9 protein-coding genes are annotated in these 15,558 nt (G+C 47.1%); 3 read left to right on the top strand and 6 right to left on the bottom strand.

Annotation, left to right across the window (positions count from 1 at the left end):
- Nucleotides 1-86: 86 nt before the first annotated feature.
- Nucleotides 87-3,983 carry a phosphoribosylformylglycinamidine synthase gene (gene purL / locus KO501_RS06590; RefSeq protein ID WP_216028842.1) on the bottom strand — a complete coding sequence of 1,299 codons (3,897 nt, stop codon included), beginning with the start codon at nt 3,981-3,983 and terminating at the stop codon, nt 87-89.
- 174 nt (nt 3,984-4,157) lie between these two features.
- Here purL and KO501_RS06585 point away from each other — a divergent pair, with 174 nt between their 5' ends.
- Nucleotides 4,158-5,444 (top strand): transporter substrate-binding domain-containing protein, encoded by a 1,287-nt coding sequence (locus KO501_RS06585; RefSeq protein ID WP_216028841.1) that lies wholly within the window; start codon nt 4,158-4,160, stop codon nt 5,442-5,444.
- A 253-nt stretch (nt 5,445-5,697) separates the two neighbouring features.
- On the opposite strand, the gene tadA is transcribed toward KO501_RS06585, so the two are convergent.
- Nucleotides 5,698-6,216, bottom strand: a complete 519-nt coding sequence (gene tadA / locus KO501_RS06580; RefSeq protein WP_216028840.1) for a tRNA adenosine(34) deaminase TadA — start codon at nt 6,214-6,216, stop codon at nt 5,698-5,700.
- 241 nt (nt 6,217-6,457) lie between these two features.
- Between tadA and KO501_RS06575 the strand changes: the two genes are divergently transcribed.
- Complete coding sequence (locus KO501_RS06575) at nt 6,458-6,691, top strand: hypothetical protein (protein WP_216028839.1); 234 nt, start codon at nt 6,458-6,460, stop codon at nt 6,689-6,691.
- A 62-nt stretch (nt 6,692-6,753) separates the two neighbouring features.
- Here the strand turns inward: KO501_RS06575 and KO501_RS06570 are convergent, their stop codons facing one another.
- Complete coding sequence (locus KO501_RS06570) at nt 6,754-8,691, bottom strand: monovalent cation:proton antiporter family protein (RefSeq protein ID WP_216029063.1); 1,938 nt, start codon at nt 8,689-8,691, stop codon at nt 6,754-6,756.
- 245 nt (nt 8,692-8,936) lie between these two features.
- On the opposite strand from KO501_RS06570, the gene KO501_RS06565 reads away from it, so the two are divergent.
- Nucleotides 8,937-9,761: a GGDEF domain-containing protein gene (locus tag KO501_RS06565; RefSeq protein WP_216028838.1), complete on the top strand. Its 825-nt coding sequence runs from the start codon at nt 8,937-8,939 to the stop codon at nt 9,759-9,761.
- Nucleotides 9,762-9,791: 30 nt separating this feature from the next.
- On the opposite strand, the gene tilS is transcribed toward KO501_RS06565, so the two are convergent.
- From tilS to dnaE, 3 genes are read right to left on the bottom strand one after another with little or no spacing between them, the layout of a single operon-like run.
- The gene (tilS, locus tag KO501_RS06560; RefSeq protein WP_216028837.1) at nt 9,792-11,081 is read right to left on the bottom strand and encodes a tRNA lysidine(34) synthetase TilS; all 1,290 of its coding nucleotides are present in this window, start codon (nt 11,079-11,081) and stop codon (nt 9,792-9,794) included.
- Between the two features lie 12 nt (nt 11,082-11,093).
- Nucleotides 11,094-12,050, bottom strand: a complete 957-nt coding sequence (gene accA / locus KO501_RS06555; protein WP_216028836.1) for an acetyl-CoA carboxylase carboxyl transferase subunit alpha — start codon at nt 12,048-12,050, stop codon at nt 11,094-11,096.
- Nucleotides 12,051-12,083: 33 nt separating this feature from the next.
- A complete protein-coding gene (dnaE, locus tag KO501_RS06550; protein WP_216028835.1) occupies nt 12,084-15,548 on the bottom strand; it encodes a DNA polymerase III subunit alpha in 3,465 nt (1,154 codons plus the stop codon).
- Nucleotides 15,549-15,558 lie beyond the last annotated feature (10 nt).

The following is a 15,558-nucleotide window of genomic DNA, read 5'->3' as shown; positions in this document are numbered from 1 at the left end:
CTGACCAACTCTAATGTAAAACAGAGACTTGCAGATGACAAGGCATCTGTTCAAATAATTGACGCCTTATCACCATTTTTTTGTCACTATTGCACAAATACCCGCGCATTTCTAAAAATACGCATCCAAGCGCCGTCTTCTTCCCAGTCGTCAGGCCGCCAGGAATTGGCCACGGCCCGAAAAACCCGCTCGGGGTGAGGCATCATAATGGTACAACGGCCATCTTTAGATGTTAGCCCGGTAATCCCCGCTGGCGAACCATTGGGGTTAGCGGGATAGGTATTGGCAACCTGACCATAGTTATCCACATAACGAAGGGCCACTTGATTGCTTGCCTGTATTCCATCAAATGCGGCTTCAGAGGCAAATTCAGCCTTACCTTCACCATGGGACACGGCAATGGGCATTTTCGATCCTTGCATTCCCTGTAACAATACCGATGGCGAGTCGAGCACTTCAACCATAGCAACGCGTGCTTCGAAACGTTCAGACAGGTTGGTGACAAAATGGGGCCAGTGTTCTGTGCCTGGAATCAAGGTCTTCAGATTAGACAACATCTGACAGCCATTACACACACCTAGACTAAAAGTATCGTTACGGGTAAAGAAGCCTTCAAACTGTTCTCTGGCTCGGGGGTTAAACAATACGGATTTAGCCCATCCTTCACCGGCTCCTAACACGTCACCGTAGGAGAAACCGCCACAGGCCGCTAACCCTTTAAAATCTTCTAGTGCCACCTTACCGCTTAGAACATCACTCATATGTACGTCAACGGCGTTAAACCCAGCGCGATTAAATGCCGCTGCCATTTCAAGGTGCGAGTTGACGCCCTGCTCTCGTAATATGGCCACCGCAGGCTTGATGCCTTTGACGATATAGGGCGCTGCAACATCTTCGTTGATGTCATAGCTTAACCTTGCGTTTAGACCAGGGTCGGCAGCATCTTGTTTCCCATTATTTTCTTCATCGGCACATTGAGGGTTATCTCGTAAGCGTTGCATTTGATGGGTGGTTTCGGCCCAAATGCTTCTATAAGACAACCGCGAGTCGGACAGTACCGTGACATCACCGCGCACAAACTCAACCATATCCGTGCTATTTAACGTACCGATGTCATGAAGTTGCGCTGCTAGGCCGTGTTCGCCGGCAATGGCAGTCACCGCCGCCACATCCTGTTCACGCACCTGAATAACAGCCCCCAGTTCTTCACTAAACAATACCGCTAAATCATCCTCTGGCAAATCATTCAACGAAACCCTAACGCCGGTTTTACCTGCAAAGGCCATTTCTGCCACTGTGGTAAACAAACCGCCATCGGAACGATCATGATACGCCAACAGTAAGTCTTTGGACTGCATGGTCTGTATAGCATTAAAGAAACCCAGTAATTGCTCGGGACTGTCTACATCAGCCGGCTTATCCCCTAGCTGACTGTACACTTGAGCCAAACAACTTGCGCCCAGTCGGTTTTGTCCATTCCCCAAATCAAGTAACAACAACCGGGTTGTTCCTTTATCAGTGCGTAACTGAGGGGTAAGGGTTTTGCGAATATCTTTTACCGCTCCAAAAGCAGTGATAACCAATGATAAGGGGGCGGTAACAGACTTGTCAGCGCCGTTTTCATCTTGCCATGCGGTTTTCATCGACATGGAATCTTTACCAACGGGAATGGTCAATCCAAGGGCAGGACACAATTCTTCACCTACCGCTTTTACCGCTTCATACAAACCCGCGTCTTCTCCAGGGTGCCCTGCGGCTGCCATCCAGTTTGCCGACAACTTGATGCGTTGAATATCACCGATATAAGATGCCGCAATATTGGTTAACGCTTCGGCCACGGCCAAACGAGCAGATGCACCGTAAGATAAAAGCGCTACTGGCGTGCGTTCACCCATCGACATGGCCTCACCATGGTAGGTATCAAAGGCAGATGCTGTCACTGCCACATCGGCCACCGGTACTTGCCAAGGCCCGACCATCTGATCGCGGCTCACCAAACCCGTTACCGAACGATCCCCAATGGTAATAAGGAAGGTTTTTTCGGCCACTGTAGGTAAACGAAGCAAACGTTCAGCGGCATCGGCCAAGGTGATACCCTGACGTTGTAGTTGCTCAGGTGAAACAGTTTTCGACGTCACATCCCGGTGCATTTTAGGAGGCTTGCCTAACAATACATCTAACGGCATATCGATAGGTTGATTCTCAAACTGCTGATCGTTTAACAATAGATGACGTTCTGCGGTGGCTTCGCCAACCACAGCAAAAGGCGCCCGTTCCCGGGCACAAATCGCTTCAAAGGTGGCAAGATTTTCCGGAGCCACCGACAAAACGTAACGTTCTTGAGATTCATTACACCATAGTTCCAGCGGCGTCATGCCCGGTTCGTCAGATAACACGTCGCGTAATTCAAAACGCCCGCCCCGTTCGCCGTCGTTAACTAACTCAGGTAGCGCATTAGACAACCCGCCTGCGCCCACATCGTGGATAAACTGAATGGGGTTGTGCTCGCCGAGTTGCCAGCAAGCATCAATAACTTCCTGACAACGACGCTCCATTTCCGGGTTATCCCGTTGTACCGAAGCAAAATCTAAGTCTTCATTCGACTGGCCGGATGCCATAGAAGACGCGGCGCCGCCGCCCAAGCCAATATTCATGGCGGGACCACCAAGTACGATCAATTTCGCGCCGACGGTAATTTCACCTTTTTCGATATGATCTTTGCGGATATTTCCTAAACCACCAGCCAGCATAATCGGTTTATGATAGCCTCGAACTTCCACACCATTAAAACTGGCGACTTCCTGTTCATAGGTACGGAAATAACCTAACAGCGCAGGACGGCCAAACTCATTGTTAAATGCGGCACCACCTAATGGTCCTTCCACCATAATGTCTAGTGCAGTGACGATACGCTGGGGCTTACCGTAATCTTGTTCCCACGGTTGCTGGGCACCAGGAATACGCAAGTTAGACACGCTAAAGCCCACTAATCCTGCTTTAGGTTTTGATCCCCGTCCGGTAGCGCCTTCATCGCGAATTTCGCCACCTGAGCCGGTAGCGGCACCAGGAAAGGGAGAGATGGCTGTAGGGTGGTTGTGGGTTTCCACCTTCATAAGAATATCGATATCTTCATGATGATATTCATATTGATGGGATTGTGGATTGGGGAAAAACCGCCCTGCTTTCCAGCCTTCCATTACCGCAGCGTTGTCTTTATACGCGGAATGAACAAATTCAGGATGAGTTTCGAAGGTGTTTTTTATCATTTTAAACAAGGATTTACCTTGTTCCATTCCGTCGATTGTCCAACTCGCGTTAAATATTTTGTGACGGCAATGCTCTGAGTTCGCCTGCGCGAACATATAAAGTTCAACATCGTTAGGGTTACGACCTAGACGGGTAAAACTAGCAAACAGATAATCTATTTCGTCATCCGCTAAGGCCAAGCCAAGACCACTATTGGCTTCAATAAGGGCCTGCTTACCTCTACCTAAGATATCCACCGACATAAAGCTCTGAGCAGAGGCCTGTTTAAACAGCACATCCGCGCTTTGTGGTGCAGCAAATACGGTTTCAGTCATGCGATCGTGCAATTGTGCCGCTACCTGCTGCCATTGAGCTTCCGTTAATTCGCCGTCAACCTCAACGTAATAGGCACAGCCTCTTTCGATACGTTCGATTTGAGCCAGACCACAATTATGCGCGATATCAGTGGCTTTGGAAGACCATGGCGAAATGGTACCTGGACGGGGAGTGATAAAAAAGCATTTCCCTGTGGGCGCCTTTGCTTGGTTTTTAGGCCCATAGGTGAGTAATTTATCAAGTACTTGACGGGCATCGTCATCGAGTGGTTCAAGGGTATTAACAAGGTGAACAAACTCTGCGTAAATACCATTAACGTGAATACCGGATTGACCCAGCCGTTCAATAAGTTTAGTTTGTCTGAATTCAGACAGTGCGGGCGCGCCTCTAAGGACCAACATATCGCTTTACCTGATTGTTTGGAAACAGCGTATGACAGCTCAAAACGCTATCTCTTGGATGGACGAGGATTTCGGCGCGGATTATAGAGGAATTCCAGTCACTTGATAACCTACTACGCCGATATTGTTTACATTTTTTCAGATTTTTATCAAATAAGGCTTAATTAGATAACCGTGTCGTATAACTTTACTCCTTTACAGGCGACCAGCCTAACCCGCGGCATTATTCCCATACTCATCATATTGATGGTGTGTACTATCTCGATTGGTTGCCAGCCAAATTGGGAGGAAAACAAGTTAAGTCAGATAGTTAAACAAAACACTCTGCGTGTCGGAATCATAAATGGCCCTCAAACCTATGCCATTGGGCCCACCGGTCCGGTAGGGTTTGACTACGAATTGGTGTCTGCCTTTGGCGATTATCTAGATGTCACTACCCGTATTCATGTTTACTTTGATCATGCAGCGTTACAAGCGGCTTTACAAGACGATGATATCGATATTGCCATAACCGGCGATGCCGTTCCGGTTCAAATGCCAACCCATCATCAATATGGCCCCGTATTATACTTTGTCAATCAGGTCTTGGTGACGGCCAAAGACGCCATTGACATCACGTCGCATACCGCAATAACCGTGGTGGCCGACAGTACTAACCAGTCATTATTGCGCCAACAAGATGAGTCGAATAAAGCGAACATTGCGCCTTCATTAACCATGGATAAGCGTGAAATTTTGCAGCGCTTGGCGAATAACGAACTGTCGGCTACCGTCGTTGATTCTAATACCCTAGCCCTGATGCGTACTCGATACCCCCAACTCACCATCCGAGATGTACTTGCTCAGCATCAAAAGGTAGCGTGGCGTTTACATTCAAACAAAGACCATAGTGTATTAGCCGCACTCTATGAGTTTATCAGCCAATATCGCGCGTCCGATGAATTTGCGGCATTGGAGTCAAAGTACTTCGATGCTTCGGCCGCTACCTCGACCACCGACATGGATGCCATGGTGCCGCAGGCACATCACCGATACCAAACCCTTATTGATCATTTTCGCCCATTAGCATCCCAACTCCCTTGGCAACTTCATGCCGCTGTGGCCTATGAAAACGACCACTGGCAATCCCTTGACCAGCAGGTATCGGCAGATTTAGACACACTGGCGATGACCATACCCGCGCGCATTGTCGGTGAGGATCGGTTGTGGATGACGTTGGCAGCCTATTTTGGCGGTGCACCACATCTTGCCGATGCGCGTGCATTAACCGAACAACAACGAGGCGATCCAGATAACTGGATAGACGTAAAACAACGCTATATAAACTTGTCCTACAAACGGTTTTACCGCCATGCAAAGGCGGGGGTTGTACAGGGAGATGAAGTTATCAGCAAGGTGGAGAACGTGGGGCGTTATTACGACGCCATGAAGGTTTTATCTACGCCAAATGAAAAAGAATAATGAATTACTGGCGAGTTTTGAAAAATTGTCATAATGTTGACACATATATCGCCTAAAACCATCTGTAATTTGGTGTGTTAGCACACAGTTCCTCCCCGTGACTAAGCAGAGAGGTTTGATGAAAAAAAATCGATTTATGAGGCCCAAGAAAATGGTTAAAAATAATTACCGCCGTAAACTCATGTTAAAACGCGCTCACCAGCGTGTGTTACGTCGCCGCAGAATGTTTATGGCCCAAGAAATGTTACCCTAATTATTGACCACCAAGCGCGCTAACTTTTTGTGCTTGTTTTAACGCTTTTTTCTCAGCTCTGCGCCGTCGAAAAAAGTCAGACAAGGTTGCAGCGCACTGTTCGGCGAGTACCCCACCAACCAGTTCTGTATGGTGATTTAGGTGGGCATTTTGCAGTAATTGCATTACTGAACCGGCGGCCCCTGTCTTTAAGTCTGGCGCTCCATATACCACTTTAGGAATACGGGCGTGAACAATAGCCCCAGCACACATTGGGCAGGGTTCTAACGTGACATACAAGGTTGCATCAACCACTCGATAGTTTTGACGATGGGCTGCCGCCATTCGAATGGCCATCATTTCAGCATGCGCTGATGGATCATGATGATTGATAGGCATATTCCACCCTTCTCCTATCACATTTCCGTCAGACACGATCACGGCTCCTACTGGCACTTCGCCGACGGCTTCGGCTTTCTCTGCCAGTGTGAGGGCATAGCGCATCCAACGCTCATCTTGATTCTCTTTTAGCTCATTCATTAGTTAATTTGACCACTAATTTGGTAATTATTGCTAAGTTATAATAATGCGTCATCAGGTAAAAATAGTAACCTTTTGTTTTACAACAGAATTAATAAGTGGCAACCTTTTTGCTATTTTACTACATATTGTGCCAGTTTAATGCCATAGGGCCTGATGCTACGGGGGGATCCTTTGCGGATCGGACGACACAGGGTGTTAATGGCGCTAAACTTTAATTTTACTATGTTGAGGGAACAAAATGAACATGACCGTTATTGCCATCGTTGCTATATGCGCTTGGGCTTTGGTAAAAATCACTCGAAACACCAAAAATAACCAGCCAAATAAGAAAAGCGCACAACAAGAAGCCGCCTTGCAACAAGAAATAGACGCGCTACGAGACCGTATAGAAGTGCTGGAAAAAATCGTCACTGATGATAACTATGATCTCAAAAAACAATTTAAAGACTTAGAAAAAGATCAGATTGCTTAATCCTCCACATGTCCAGTGCCACTGTGGTGGCACTGCCTGCAATCGTGGAACACTAGGCACACTCAATGTCCATCTAAGAAACGGCGCTCTGCCCGTTCCACCCGGCGCGGTTTACCGGCAATAATGACCACATCTGCGGCTTGCAAAACAAAGGCTTTGGGAGGTTGTACAATAGTATGTTCATGTCTACGCACCCCCTTTAGTTTTACCCGCATACGATTAAAATCTATATCACAGAGGCGTTTTCCAATATAAGCAGCATTATGATTGAGTTCAACGCCATGGATAAACTCTAGTTTATCTTCGGTACCATAGCTAATTTCGGTGGTTTCTCCGGGGTAAAAACCATGCAAATGATCATAACGCCCTTGTCGTTCTTCCCGTACCCGTCGCAAAATTTTTGACATTGGCACACCGGCATAATGCAAGACTTGGGAAATTAACATCAGATTCCCTTCCTGGATTTCAGGTACCACCTGACTGGCCCCTGCTTCATAAAGTGACGCAAGCTGATAATCTCGCTTTGTTCTCACCATAATATTGGTTTTCGGTGCAATTTTCCGACAAACGCTAATCACTTGCTTGGCTTTTTCGGGTTCATCAAAGGTGATCAGAACAAGACTAGCCGTGTGTGCCCCTGCCTTTTCCAATATATTTTTCTGACTGGCATCCCCAAATAAAATGGATTCGCCGGCATTTCGACTTTCATGTACTCGCACAGGATCAACGTCAATGGTGATATAATTGATATTTTCCAGTTTCAGTAACCGGGAAACCGACTGACCTACTCGACCAAACCCCGCGATAATAATGTGATTCGATAGCGTTTCCACATCTACAGGGCTGTTTTGAGGTATGTCTACCGGTCCACTTTGCGGTACTAATTTTTTTGCCCAACCCACACTACGATTTATTAGCAAGGGTGTTAACGCCATACTAATAATGCCCATACTTATGATCACCGAAGAGGTTCTACTGTCTATGACACCTTCAGACGTTGCGAGCGCTGCCATAACGAAACTGAATTCGCCAATCTGACACAGCTTGATCCCCGTCGCCCAGGAGTCCACCGGATCACACCGAAGCACCCTACTGACCAATCGGAGCAACACCGTTTTCAACGCCATCAAACAGACAACGCCAATACATATCAACACGCCATCAGAGGCGAGTACATCGAGCTTAAGTTGCATCCCCACGGTGGCAAAAAACAGTCCCATAAGAATGTCGCGGAATGGACGTATATCGGCTTCTAACTGATATTTATATTGGCTCTCTCCTAACATCATACCGGCTAGAAACGCGCCTAACGCCATGGATAATCCAAACACATAAGTTAACCCGCCGGCCAAAATTGCCACTAAAATGGTGGTTAACACAAAGAGTTCGTCAGTACGGGTTTTGGCGACTTCGCGAAATACCCATGGCAAGATCCATTTTCCTGCGGACAGTAAAATAACCACCACCAGCAAACCTTTTACAAGCGCCTGAATCAAAGCCGATACCAAACTGACATCATCTGCTGATGACATCAACGGAATAGCGATAAGAAAAGGCACCACCGCCAAGTCTTGGAACAACAAAATACTAATAGCCATTTCTCGGCGGCGATGATGCATAGCGCCGGCCTCAGTAAATTGTTTAATGACAATAGCTGTCGAGCTAAGGGCTAACATGCCACCGATAATAACCGACGCACCAGGAGCCATACCCAATCCATACGCAATGAGGGAAAACGCCAATGTGGTGACCACCATTTGCCCGAGCCCCACACCAAACACGAGGCTTCGCATGGACATCAGTTTAGGTAAGGAGAATTCCAGGCCAAGAGAAAAAAGTAAAAAGACGATACCGATTTCTGCCAGCAGGTGCATATCTTCCGGATGGGCAAATAAAGAAAAAATATCCGGACCGGCTAAGAAACCGGCGAATAGATAGGCGAGAATCGGAGGAAGGTGCAGTTTTTTAAACACCGCTACACTGACTACCGACAGGGCCATCAACGCCACCACCTGACCAAAACCACTCGCTAGCAAATTTTCCTCTCCTACTTGATGGCATGCAAAATGCTTTACCAAATTAATAATGCTGCATTGACGATTTTCCGACACTTAGGGGTTCGCGTTCAGCGCTTGAATCCCTAACGATACCTAGGAGCTTGGCTTTGGAATTATCTACGTCACTATTTGAACATACGCTGTCTGACCATTTTTATCCAATTACATCAGATTGCGGGCGACTTAGCATGGAACAAAAAAATGCTTTTCTAGGGCAATTATTAACCACCATCGATTTATCTGCGTTAGGCTCACTGTATTTTCACCAGCTTAAACAACGGGTTTCATTGGTACATCTTAGTCTGAGTAAAGCCCAGCCTCACCTGACTTACGGCCTAGCTCCCGCGAACTGCAATCAACAACAGTCCTTTTCGCTGCCACTTAAAGGGGTTAATGAGGATGCCGATCCACACTGTGTTCAATATACATTCAGTGGCATCCCCTCACGAGAAGAACGTCTTTGTGTGGGCGAATTACACCTTTTGTTTGCCCATCAATTTGCCAACGCTCTAGCCTTTGAGCATATGAGAAAACTGGCAACCAAAGATACCTTGACTGCGTTAGGAAATCGAAATGCTTTTAACGAAGCCAGTAGCCGATTACATAGCCGTGCCCAACGATACAACGAAGGTTACGGCATCATGGTGATTGATTTAGATAACTTCAAAAACGTCAATGATGAATTTGGGCACCAAGAAGGTGATGCAGTATTGCAAGCGGTGGCCGCTCAAATTTCCTCGGTTCTACGTACTGAAGACCAAGCCTTTCGCTTAGGTGGTGATGAGTTTTGTTGCTTACTAACATGCGAAAACAAAGATGCGCTTATTAAGATCGCCAAGCGATTAAAAAGCCGTGTCGAAAACCATACATTACTGGCACGCCATGGTATTTCTTGCAGTATTGGCGGAAGCACGTATCGAGATGGCGATGATGTAGAATCGTTATTTTGTCGTGCTGATGATGCCATGTACCGGGTTAAAGCGGCTGGAAAAAATGACTATATTGCGGCATAAGATTGCGTAAGATGCGGCAAGAAACTGCCGTTATCGTACTTTTACTTTCTCGCTAATATCAAACTGCAGTTCTACTATCGTCTCTTTTAAAATAACGGCCACAGGCTCTCCGGCGTTTAATACCGCAGGCACATTATTCCGCTCCCAGGGTGGTACTTGCCACTCTTTTAGCCATTTGCGAGACGCTTTACTTATATTTCGCTTAGCACAATACACTTTAGGTAATACCGTTAACGGCACCGCCTGCCACGTCCCCGGCCCATCAACCCATAAAGGGGTGTTCCACCAAGGCAACTGCACCCACTGACCCGGCACTAAATCTGTTGGTGACGCTTCTGGCAATGCTTCACAAATATAAAGCGCATTTCCATAACGGCGTACACTGTATTGACCAATTTGAACGACAGGTTGCGCATCTTCCTTTGCTTGCATGCTCCGTAGCATTTCCCCCAGTTGAGCCTGACTCGGCATAGCCCGTGAGTTACTCGCCAGCCAATACCGGCATACCGCCCGTTGCCAACGCGCATCTAGCTTCATCAATGGGTTAACGAAAAGGGTCTGATTCGGCCCTGCAACTTGACGAAAATGCGCCTCAACCACCTCGTTGAGCATGGCATTGTGCTCTTGCAACAAATGACTACTACGCTGCGCCGCCGCACCGAGTTGAGGCCACCGATTGGTTAGCAAAGGAATGATATCGTTTCTTAAAAAATTTCGATCGAACTGGGTATCTTGATTAGATTCATCTTCAATCCAGGTAAGGTGATGGTGCCGTGCAGCCTGTTCAATATCTGTCCGAGATACGGTTAAAAGGGGTCGCAATACCGCGATTCGATTACGAAAGGACACCTCCGACATGGCGGCTAAACCTAGCGGCCCACTTCCTCGTTTTAACGCTAAAAGCATGGTTTCAAGTTGATCATCTTGATGCTGTCCTAACAATAAGGCCCCTTGCTGGCGCTCACAGTACTCGGTTAAGGCGGCATACCGTGCATCACGGGCTTGGGCTTCCAAACTCCTTCGAGGAGCGTCAGAAACATCTACGGCGATGGCATGAAAAGGAATGTTGTGTTGCTGGCAATACTGCTGACAGTGTTGTTGCCAGTGGAGGGCATTCTTACTTAAACCATGGTTAATATATACTGCGTGTACAGGTAAGGATGTATTGTCTGCAATCCCATGCAGTAAAACGGTAGAATCCACACCACCGCTAAACCCAACAACAAGGGTAGCAGGTGGTGTATCAAGTTGATTAAGCAGACCGCTTAAACGCTTGGCAATGTGTGCCAGCAAGGACGTGGGATCAGTCTGCGAAGTCATCCACTCTAGTACTTAACAGTAACCGAATGACAATAAACGTTGGTAACGTTCTTCAAGCAAATCTTCCACATCCAATGTTTTAAGCTGACTAAGTTGTTGCTTGATGGTGGCTTTCAAGTTTGCTGCCATACTATCGTGATCGCGATGAGCGCCGCCTAGAGGCTCTTCCACAATACTGTTAATCAAGCCAAGTTCTTTGATCTGTGGAGCACTTACGCCCATGGCGTCAGCAGCTAGTGGCGCTTTATCGGCACTCTTCCATAAAATGGATGCACAACCTTCAGGAGAAATCACCGAGTAAGTCGAGTATTGCAACATATTAACCCGATCGCCGACGCCAATGGCTAACGCACCACCTGAGCCGCCTTCGCCAATAACCGTACACACAATGGGCACCCGCAATTGTGCCATCTCGAACAGATTGCGAGCAATGGCTTCACTTTGGCCCCGTTCTTCTGCGCCAACCCCAGGATAAGCCCCTGGCGTGTCAATCAGCGTAACAATCGGCAAGTTAAAACGTTCAGCCATTTTCATAAGCCTTAACGCCTTACGATACCCTTCTGGTTTGGGCATGCCGAAGTTACGTTTAATTTTCTCGTTGGTATCTCGACCTTTTTGATGACCAATAAGCATGATAGGTTGGTCATCGATTTTTGCCAAACCACCGACAATGGCTTTGTCGTCAGCAAACGCCCGATCACCTGCCAGTTCATCAAATTCGGTAAACACCCGCCCAACGTAATCTAAGGTGTAAGGACGCATGGGATGACGCGCCAACTGAGAAATCTGCCACGCTCCGAGATCAGAAAAAATCTTGCGGGTAAGATCTGAGCTTTTGCCCCGTAATTTGGTAATTTCTTCTTCGATACCCACATCGAAATCACCACCCTGATTCACCAGCCGAAGTTCTTCGATTTTTGCTTCTAGTTCAGCGATCGGCTGTTCAAATTCCAAAAACTGTATACTCATTCTGTGTCCTATCTTTACTACCTTTCACGCCTGTCAGTGATAACTCATAACGACCGACTGCTCACCCAGACACTGTTTTAAATCATGTAACAACTGATCTTCCGGTGTTACATACCACTGTGCACCACAAGCCAATACGGCTTCTGCATCTGGATGCACCACATGTAATTGTACCGGGCAACTGCCACCGCGATATGGTTCCAGAATTGCCTGTAGCGACGACAACGTATTGTCATCCCATGTTTCCGTGCTCAGTTGCAAAGCGAGTGCTTTCGCATTTTGCTCTCGCGCCTGAACAATATCCATTGCGTCTCGGGCGGAGATTGTATTGCCCCCCGAGAAATCATCAAAGCTGACCTGTCCTTTTACCAGCAGGATACGGTCAGATTCAAGAATACTTTCATATTTTTCGTACATTTCGGGGAAAAAACGAACATCCATTCTGGCACTTTTATCATCCAATGTGACAATGGCCCAGCGTCGCCCCTTTTTATTTGTCATTACACGGACGCCTAGCACTAATCCAACCGCCGTGGCCATTTGGTCTTTGGCGGTTGGTTTGAGATCAACCAAGCGTCCATCGCAATATTGTCTAATTTCTTCTGCGTACTGATTAATAGGATGACCGGTAAGGTACAACCCCAGGGTTTCTTTTTCCCCTTCTAACCAAACTTTTTCAGGCCATTCGGGCACATCGGCAAAAGCTTGTTTCACATCATCGGGTTCTGTGGTCAAAAGACCAAACATATCCGACTGTCCAAAAGACTCTGCTTTTGCATGCTGACCGGCGGCGGCGATGGCATCAGGTAACGAGGCCATCAAAGCGGCTCGGTGGGGACCCAGATTATCCATGGCTCCCGCTAACACCAACTTTTCCAACACCCGTTTATTTACCCGCTTGATATCCACTTTAGCACAAAAATCAAACAAGTCGGTAAATGCGCCATGTTGTTCTCGGGCTTCGATAATCGCTTCGATAGGACCTTCGCCCACCCCTTTGATGGCGCCAATACCATAAACGATATTGCCATCGGCATTCACGGTGAACTTATAACGTCCAGCATTGAGGTCCGGCGGCAAGATTTTCAAGCCCATGCGGTCGACTTCATCGACGAGGGTAACAATTTTATCGGTGTTATCCATATCGGCGGACATAACCGCAGCCATAAATTCAGGCGGGTAATGTACTTTTAACCACAATGTCTGATAAGACACCAAGGCATAGGCCGCAGAGTGCGACTTGTTAAAGCCATATCCAGCAAACTTCTCTACCAGATCGAAGATTTTCATCGCCAGATCAGGATCGATATTATTGTTGTGAGACCCCTCTTTAAAGACCTCACGCTGTTTGGCCATTTCTTCAGGTTTTTTCTTACCCATGGCACGACGAAGCAAGTCGGCTCCGCCCAATGAATAGCCCGCCATCTCCTGGGCTATTTGCATAACCTGTTCTTGGTAAAGAATAATACCATAGGTTGGTTCAAGTATTTCTTTTAAGCATTCGTGCTGATAATCAGCATCTGGATAGGAGATAGCCTCTCGCCCGTGCTTACGGTCGATAAAGTTCTCTACCATGCCCGACTGCAATGGACCGGGCCTAAATAGTGCCACCAATGCAATGATATCTTCAAAGCAATCAGGCTTTAGACGCTTGATTAGCTCTTTCATGCCTCGGGATTCAAGCTGGAAAACCGCGGTGGTTTCTGCCGCTTGTAAAGAACGAAAGCTCTTTTTATCTTCAAGGGGGATAGCCGTAATATCCACCTCTTCATTGCGCCCTTCTTTGATCATATCCAGTGCCCACTGAATAATTGTCAGCGTGCGTAAACCAAGAAAGTCAAATTTAACCAGCCCGGCGGTTTCTACATCGTTTTTATCAAACTGAGTAACCGGGTTTTTACCTTCATCATCACAATAAAGAGGAGAAAAATCGGTGATGGCAGTGGGTGCAATGACTACCCCACCCGCATGTTTACCTGCGTTTCGTGTTACCCCTTCAAGAATACGGGCCATATCGATGAGGTCTTTAACTTCCTCATCGTCATCGTATAATTCAGGTAAGCGAGGTTCCGCTTCAAAAGCCTTAGCCAAGGTCATACCTGGATCCGGCGGGATCAGCTTAGAAATACGATCCACAAAACCATAAGGGTGACCAAGAACCCGCCCCACGTCCCGCACCACCGCTTTAGCCGCCATGGTGCCGAAGGTGATAATCTGGGATACCGCCTGTCGCCCATATAACTCGGCGACATGGTCAATCACTTCATCCCGTCTATCCATACAGAAATCCACGTCAAAATCCGGCATGGATACCCGTTCTGGGTTTAGAAAACGTTCGAAAAGCAAATCAAATTCGAGTGGATCAAGATCGGTGATTTTCAACGCATAAGCAACCAGTGAGCCGGCACCAGAGCCCCGACCTGGTCCCACCGGTATGTTGTTGTCTTTACTCCACTGAATAAATTCCATCACGATTAAGAAGTAACCGGGAAATCCCATTTGGTTAATCACTTCCAATTCGATTTGTAATCGCTCATCGTAGGCAGGCCGTTTTTCTTTGCGTTCGGCTTCATCGGGAAACAAGAAGTCTAGACGTTCCTCTAACCCTTCCTCTGACACTTTTACCAGAAAATCTTCAGTGCTCATTCCCCCGGTGGGGAACTGTGGTAGAAAATATTCACCGAGTCTTACCGTAACGTTACAACGTTTGGCTATTTCTACTGTGTTTTCAATTGCTTCAGGAATATCGCTAAATAGCTCAACCATTTCTTCAGCACTACGTAAATACTGCTGTTCGCTATAGCGTTTTGGGCGACGGGTATCATCAAGGGTATAGCCATCATGAATACACACTCGTATTTCGTGGGCTTCAAATCCTTCCCGTTCGATAAAACAAACTTCGTTTGTTGCCACCACCGGCAAGCCTTCTTGCTCAGCCAGTGCCACGGCACGGTGCAAATAATCTTCTTCACCGGGACGGCCGGTACGAATTAATTCAAGGTAAAAGCGATCGGCAAAGTGCGTCTGATAAAAGGCTAACCCAGCATCTAATAGCTTACTATGATTCTTCGTTAAAGCGACGCCAATATCGCCGTGCAGGCCACCAGATAGCACAATCACGCCTTCTGCGTGTTCAGCTAACCATGCTTGTTCAATGACCGCTCGGTGATGTACAGCTCCCCGCAGATAAGCTTTAGAAATCAACAAGGTGATATTCTTATAGCCTTCGTTATTCATGGCCAGCAACGTTAAACGAAACGGCTCATCACTGAGCATTTCACTTCTGACCCAAAAATCCGTACCAATAAGGGGTTTGATACCACGATTGTGAGCTTCGGAATAGAATTTCACTAAGCCACACATGTTCATCTGATCGGTGAGTGCCACAGCAGGCATGTTGAAGGCTTCCACCTGACTTAAAATGGGTTTTATTTTATTTAACCCATCCATCATGGAAAAATCGCTGTGTACTCGTAAGTGAATAAAAGGCGATGACATGAACAATTCT

It is taken from the genome of Alteromonas sp. C1M14, from assembly GCF_018860965.1.
Taxonomy (GTDB): Bacteria; Pseudomonadota; Gammaproteobacteria; order Enterobacterales; family Alteromonadaceae; genus Alteromonas.
This window is presented reverse-complemented; position numbering and strand designations above follow the sequence as displayed.

What these genes read in the sequence shown, in the direction of transcription:
- purL (WP_216028842.1), bottom strand. Translation starts at nt 3,983, where the DNA reads ATGTTGGTCCTTAGAGGCGCGCCCGCACTGTCTGAATTCAGACAAACT.
- tadA (WP_216028840.1), bottom strand. Translation starts at nt 6,216, where the DNA reads ATGAATGAGCTAAAAGAGAATCAAGATGAGCGTTGGATGCGCTATGCC.
- KO501_RS06575 (WP_216028839.1), top strand. Translation starts at nt 6,458, where the DNA reads ATGAACATGACCGTTATTGCCATCGTTGCTATATGCGCTTGGGCTTTG.
- KO501_RS06570 (WP_216029063.1), bottom strand. Translation starts at nt 8,691, where the DNA reads ATGGCCCTGTCGGTAGTCAGTGTAGCGGTGTTTAAAAAACTGCACCTT.
- KO501_RS06565 (WP_216028838.1), top strand. Translation starts at nt 8,937, where the DNA reads ATGGAACAAAAAAATGCTTTTCTAGGGCAATTATTAACCACCATCGAT.
- tilS (WP_216028837.1), bottom strand. Translation starts at nt 11,081, where the DNA reads ATGACTTCGCAGACTGATCCCACGTCCTTGCTGGCACACATTGCCAAG.
- accA (WP_216028836.1), bottom strand. Translation starts at nt 12,050, where the DNA reads ATGAGTATACAGTTTTTGGAATTTGAACAGCCGATCGCTGAACTAGAA.
- dnaE (WP_216028835.1), bottom strand. Translation starts at nt 15,548, where the DNA reads ATGTCATCGCCTTTTATTCACTTACGAGTACACAGCGATTTTTCCATG.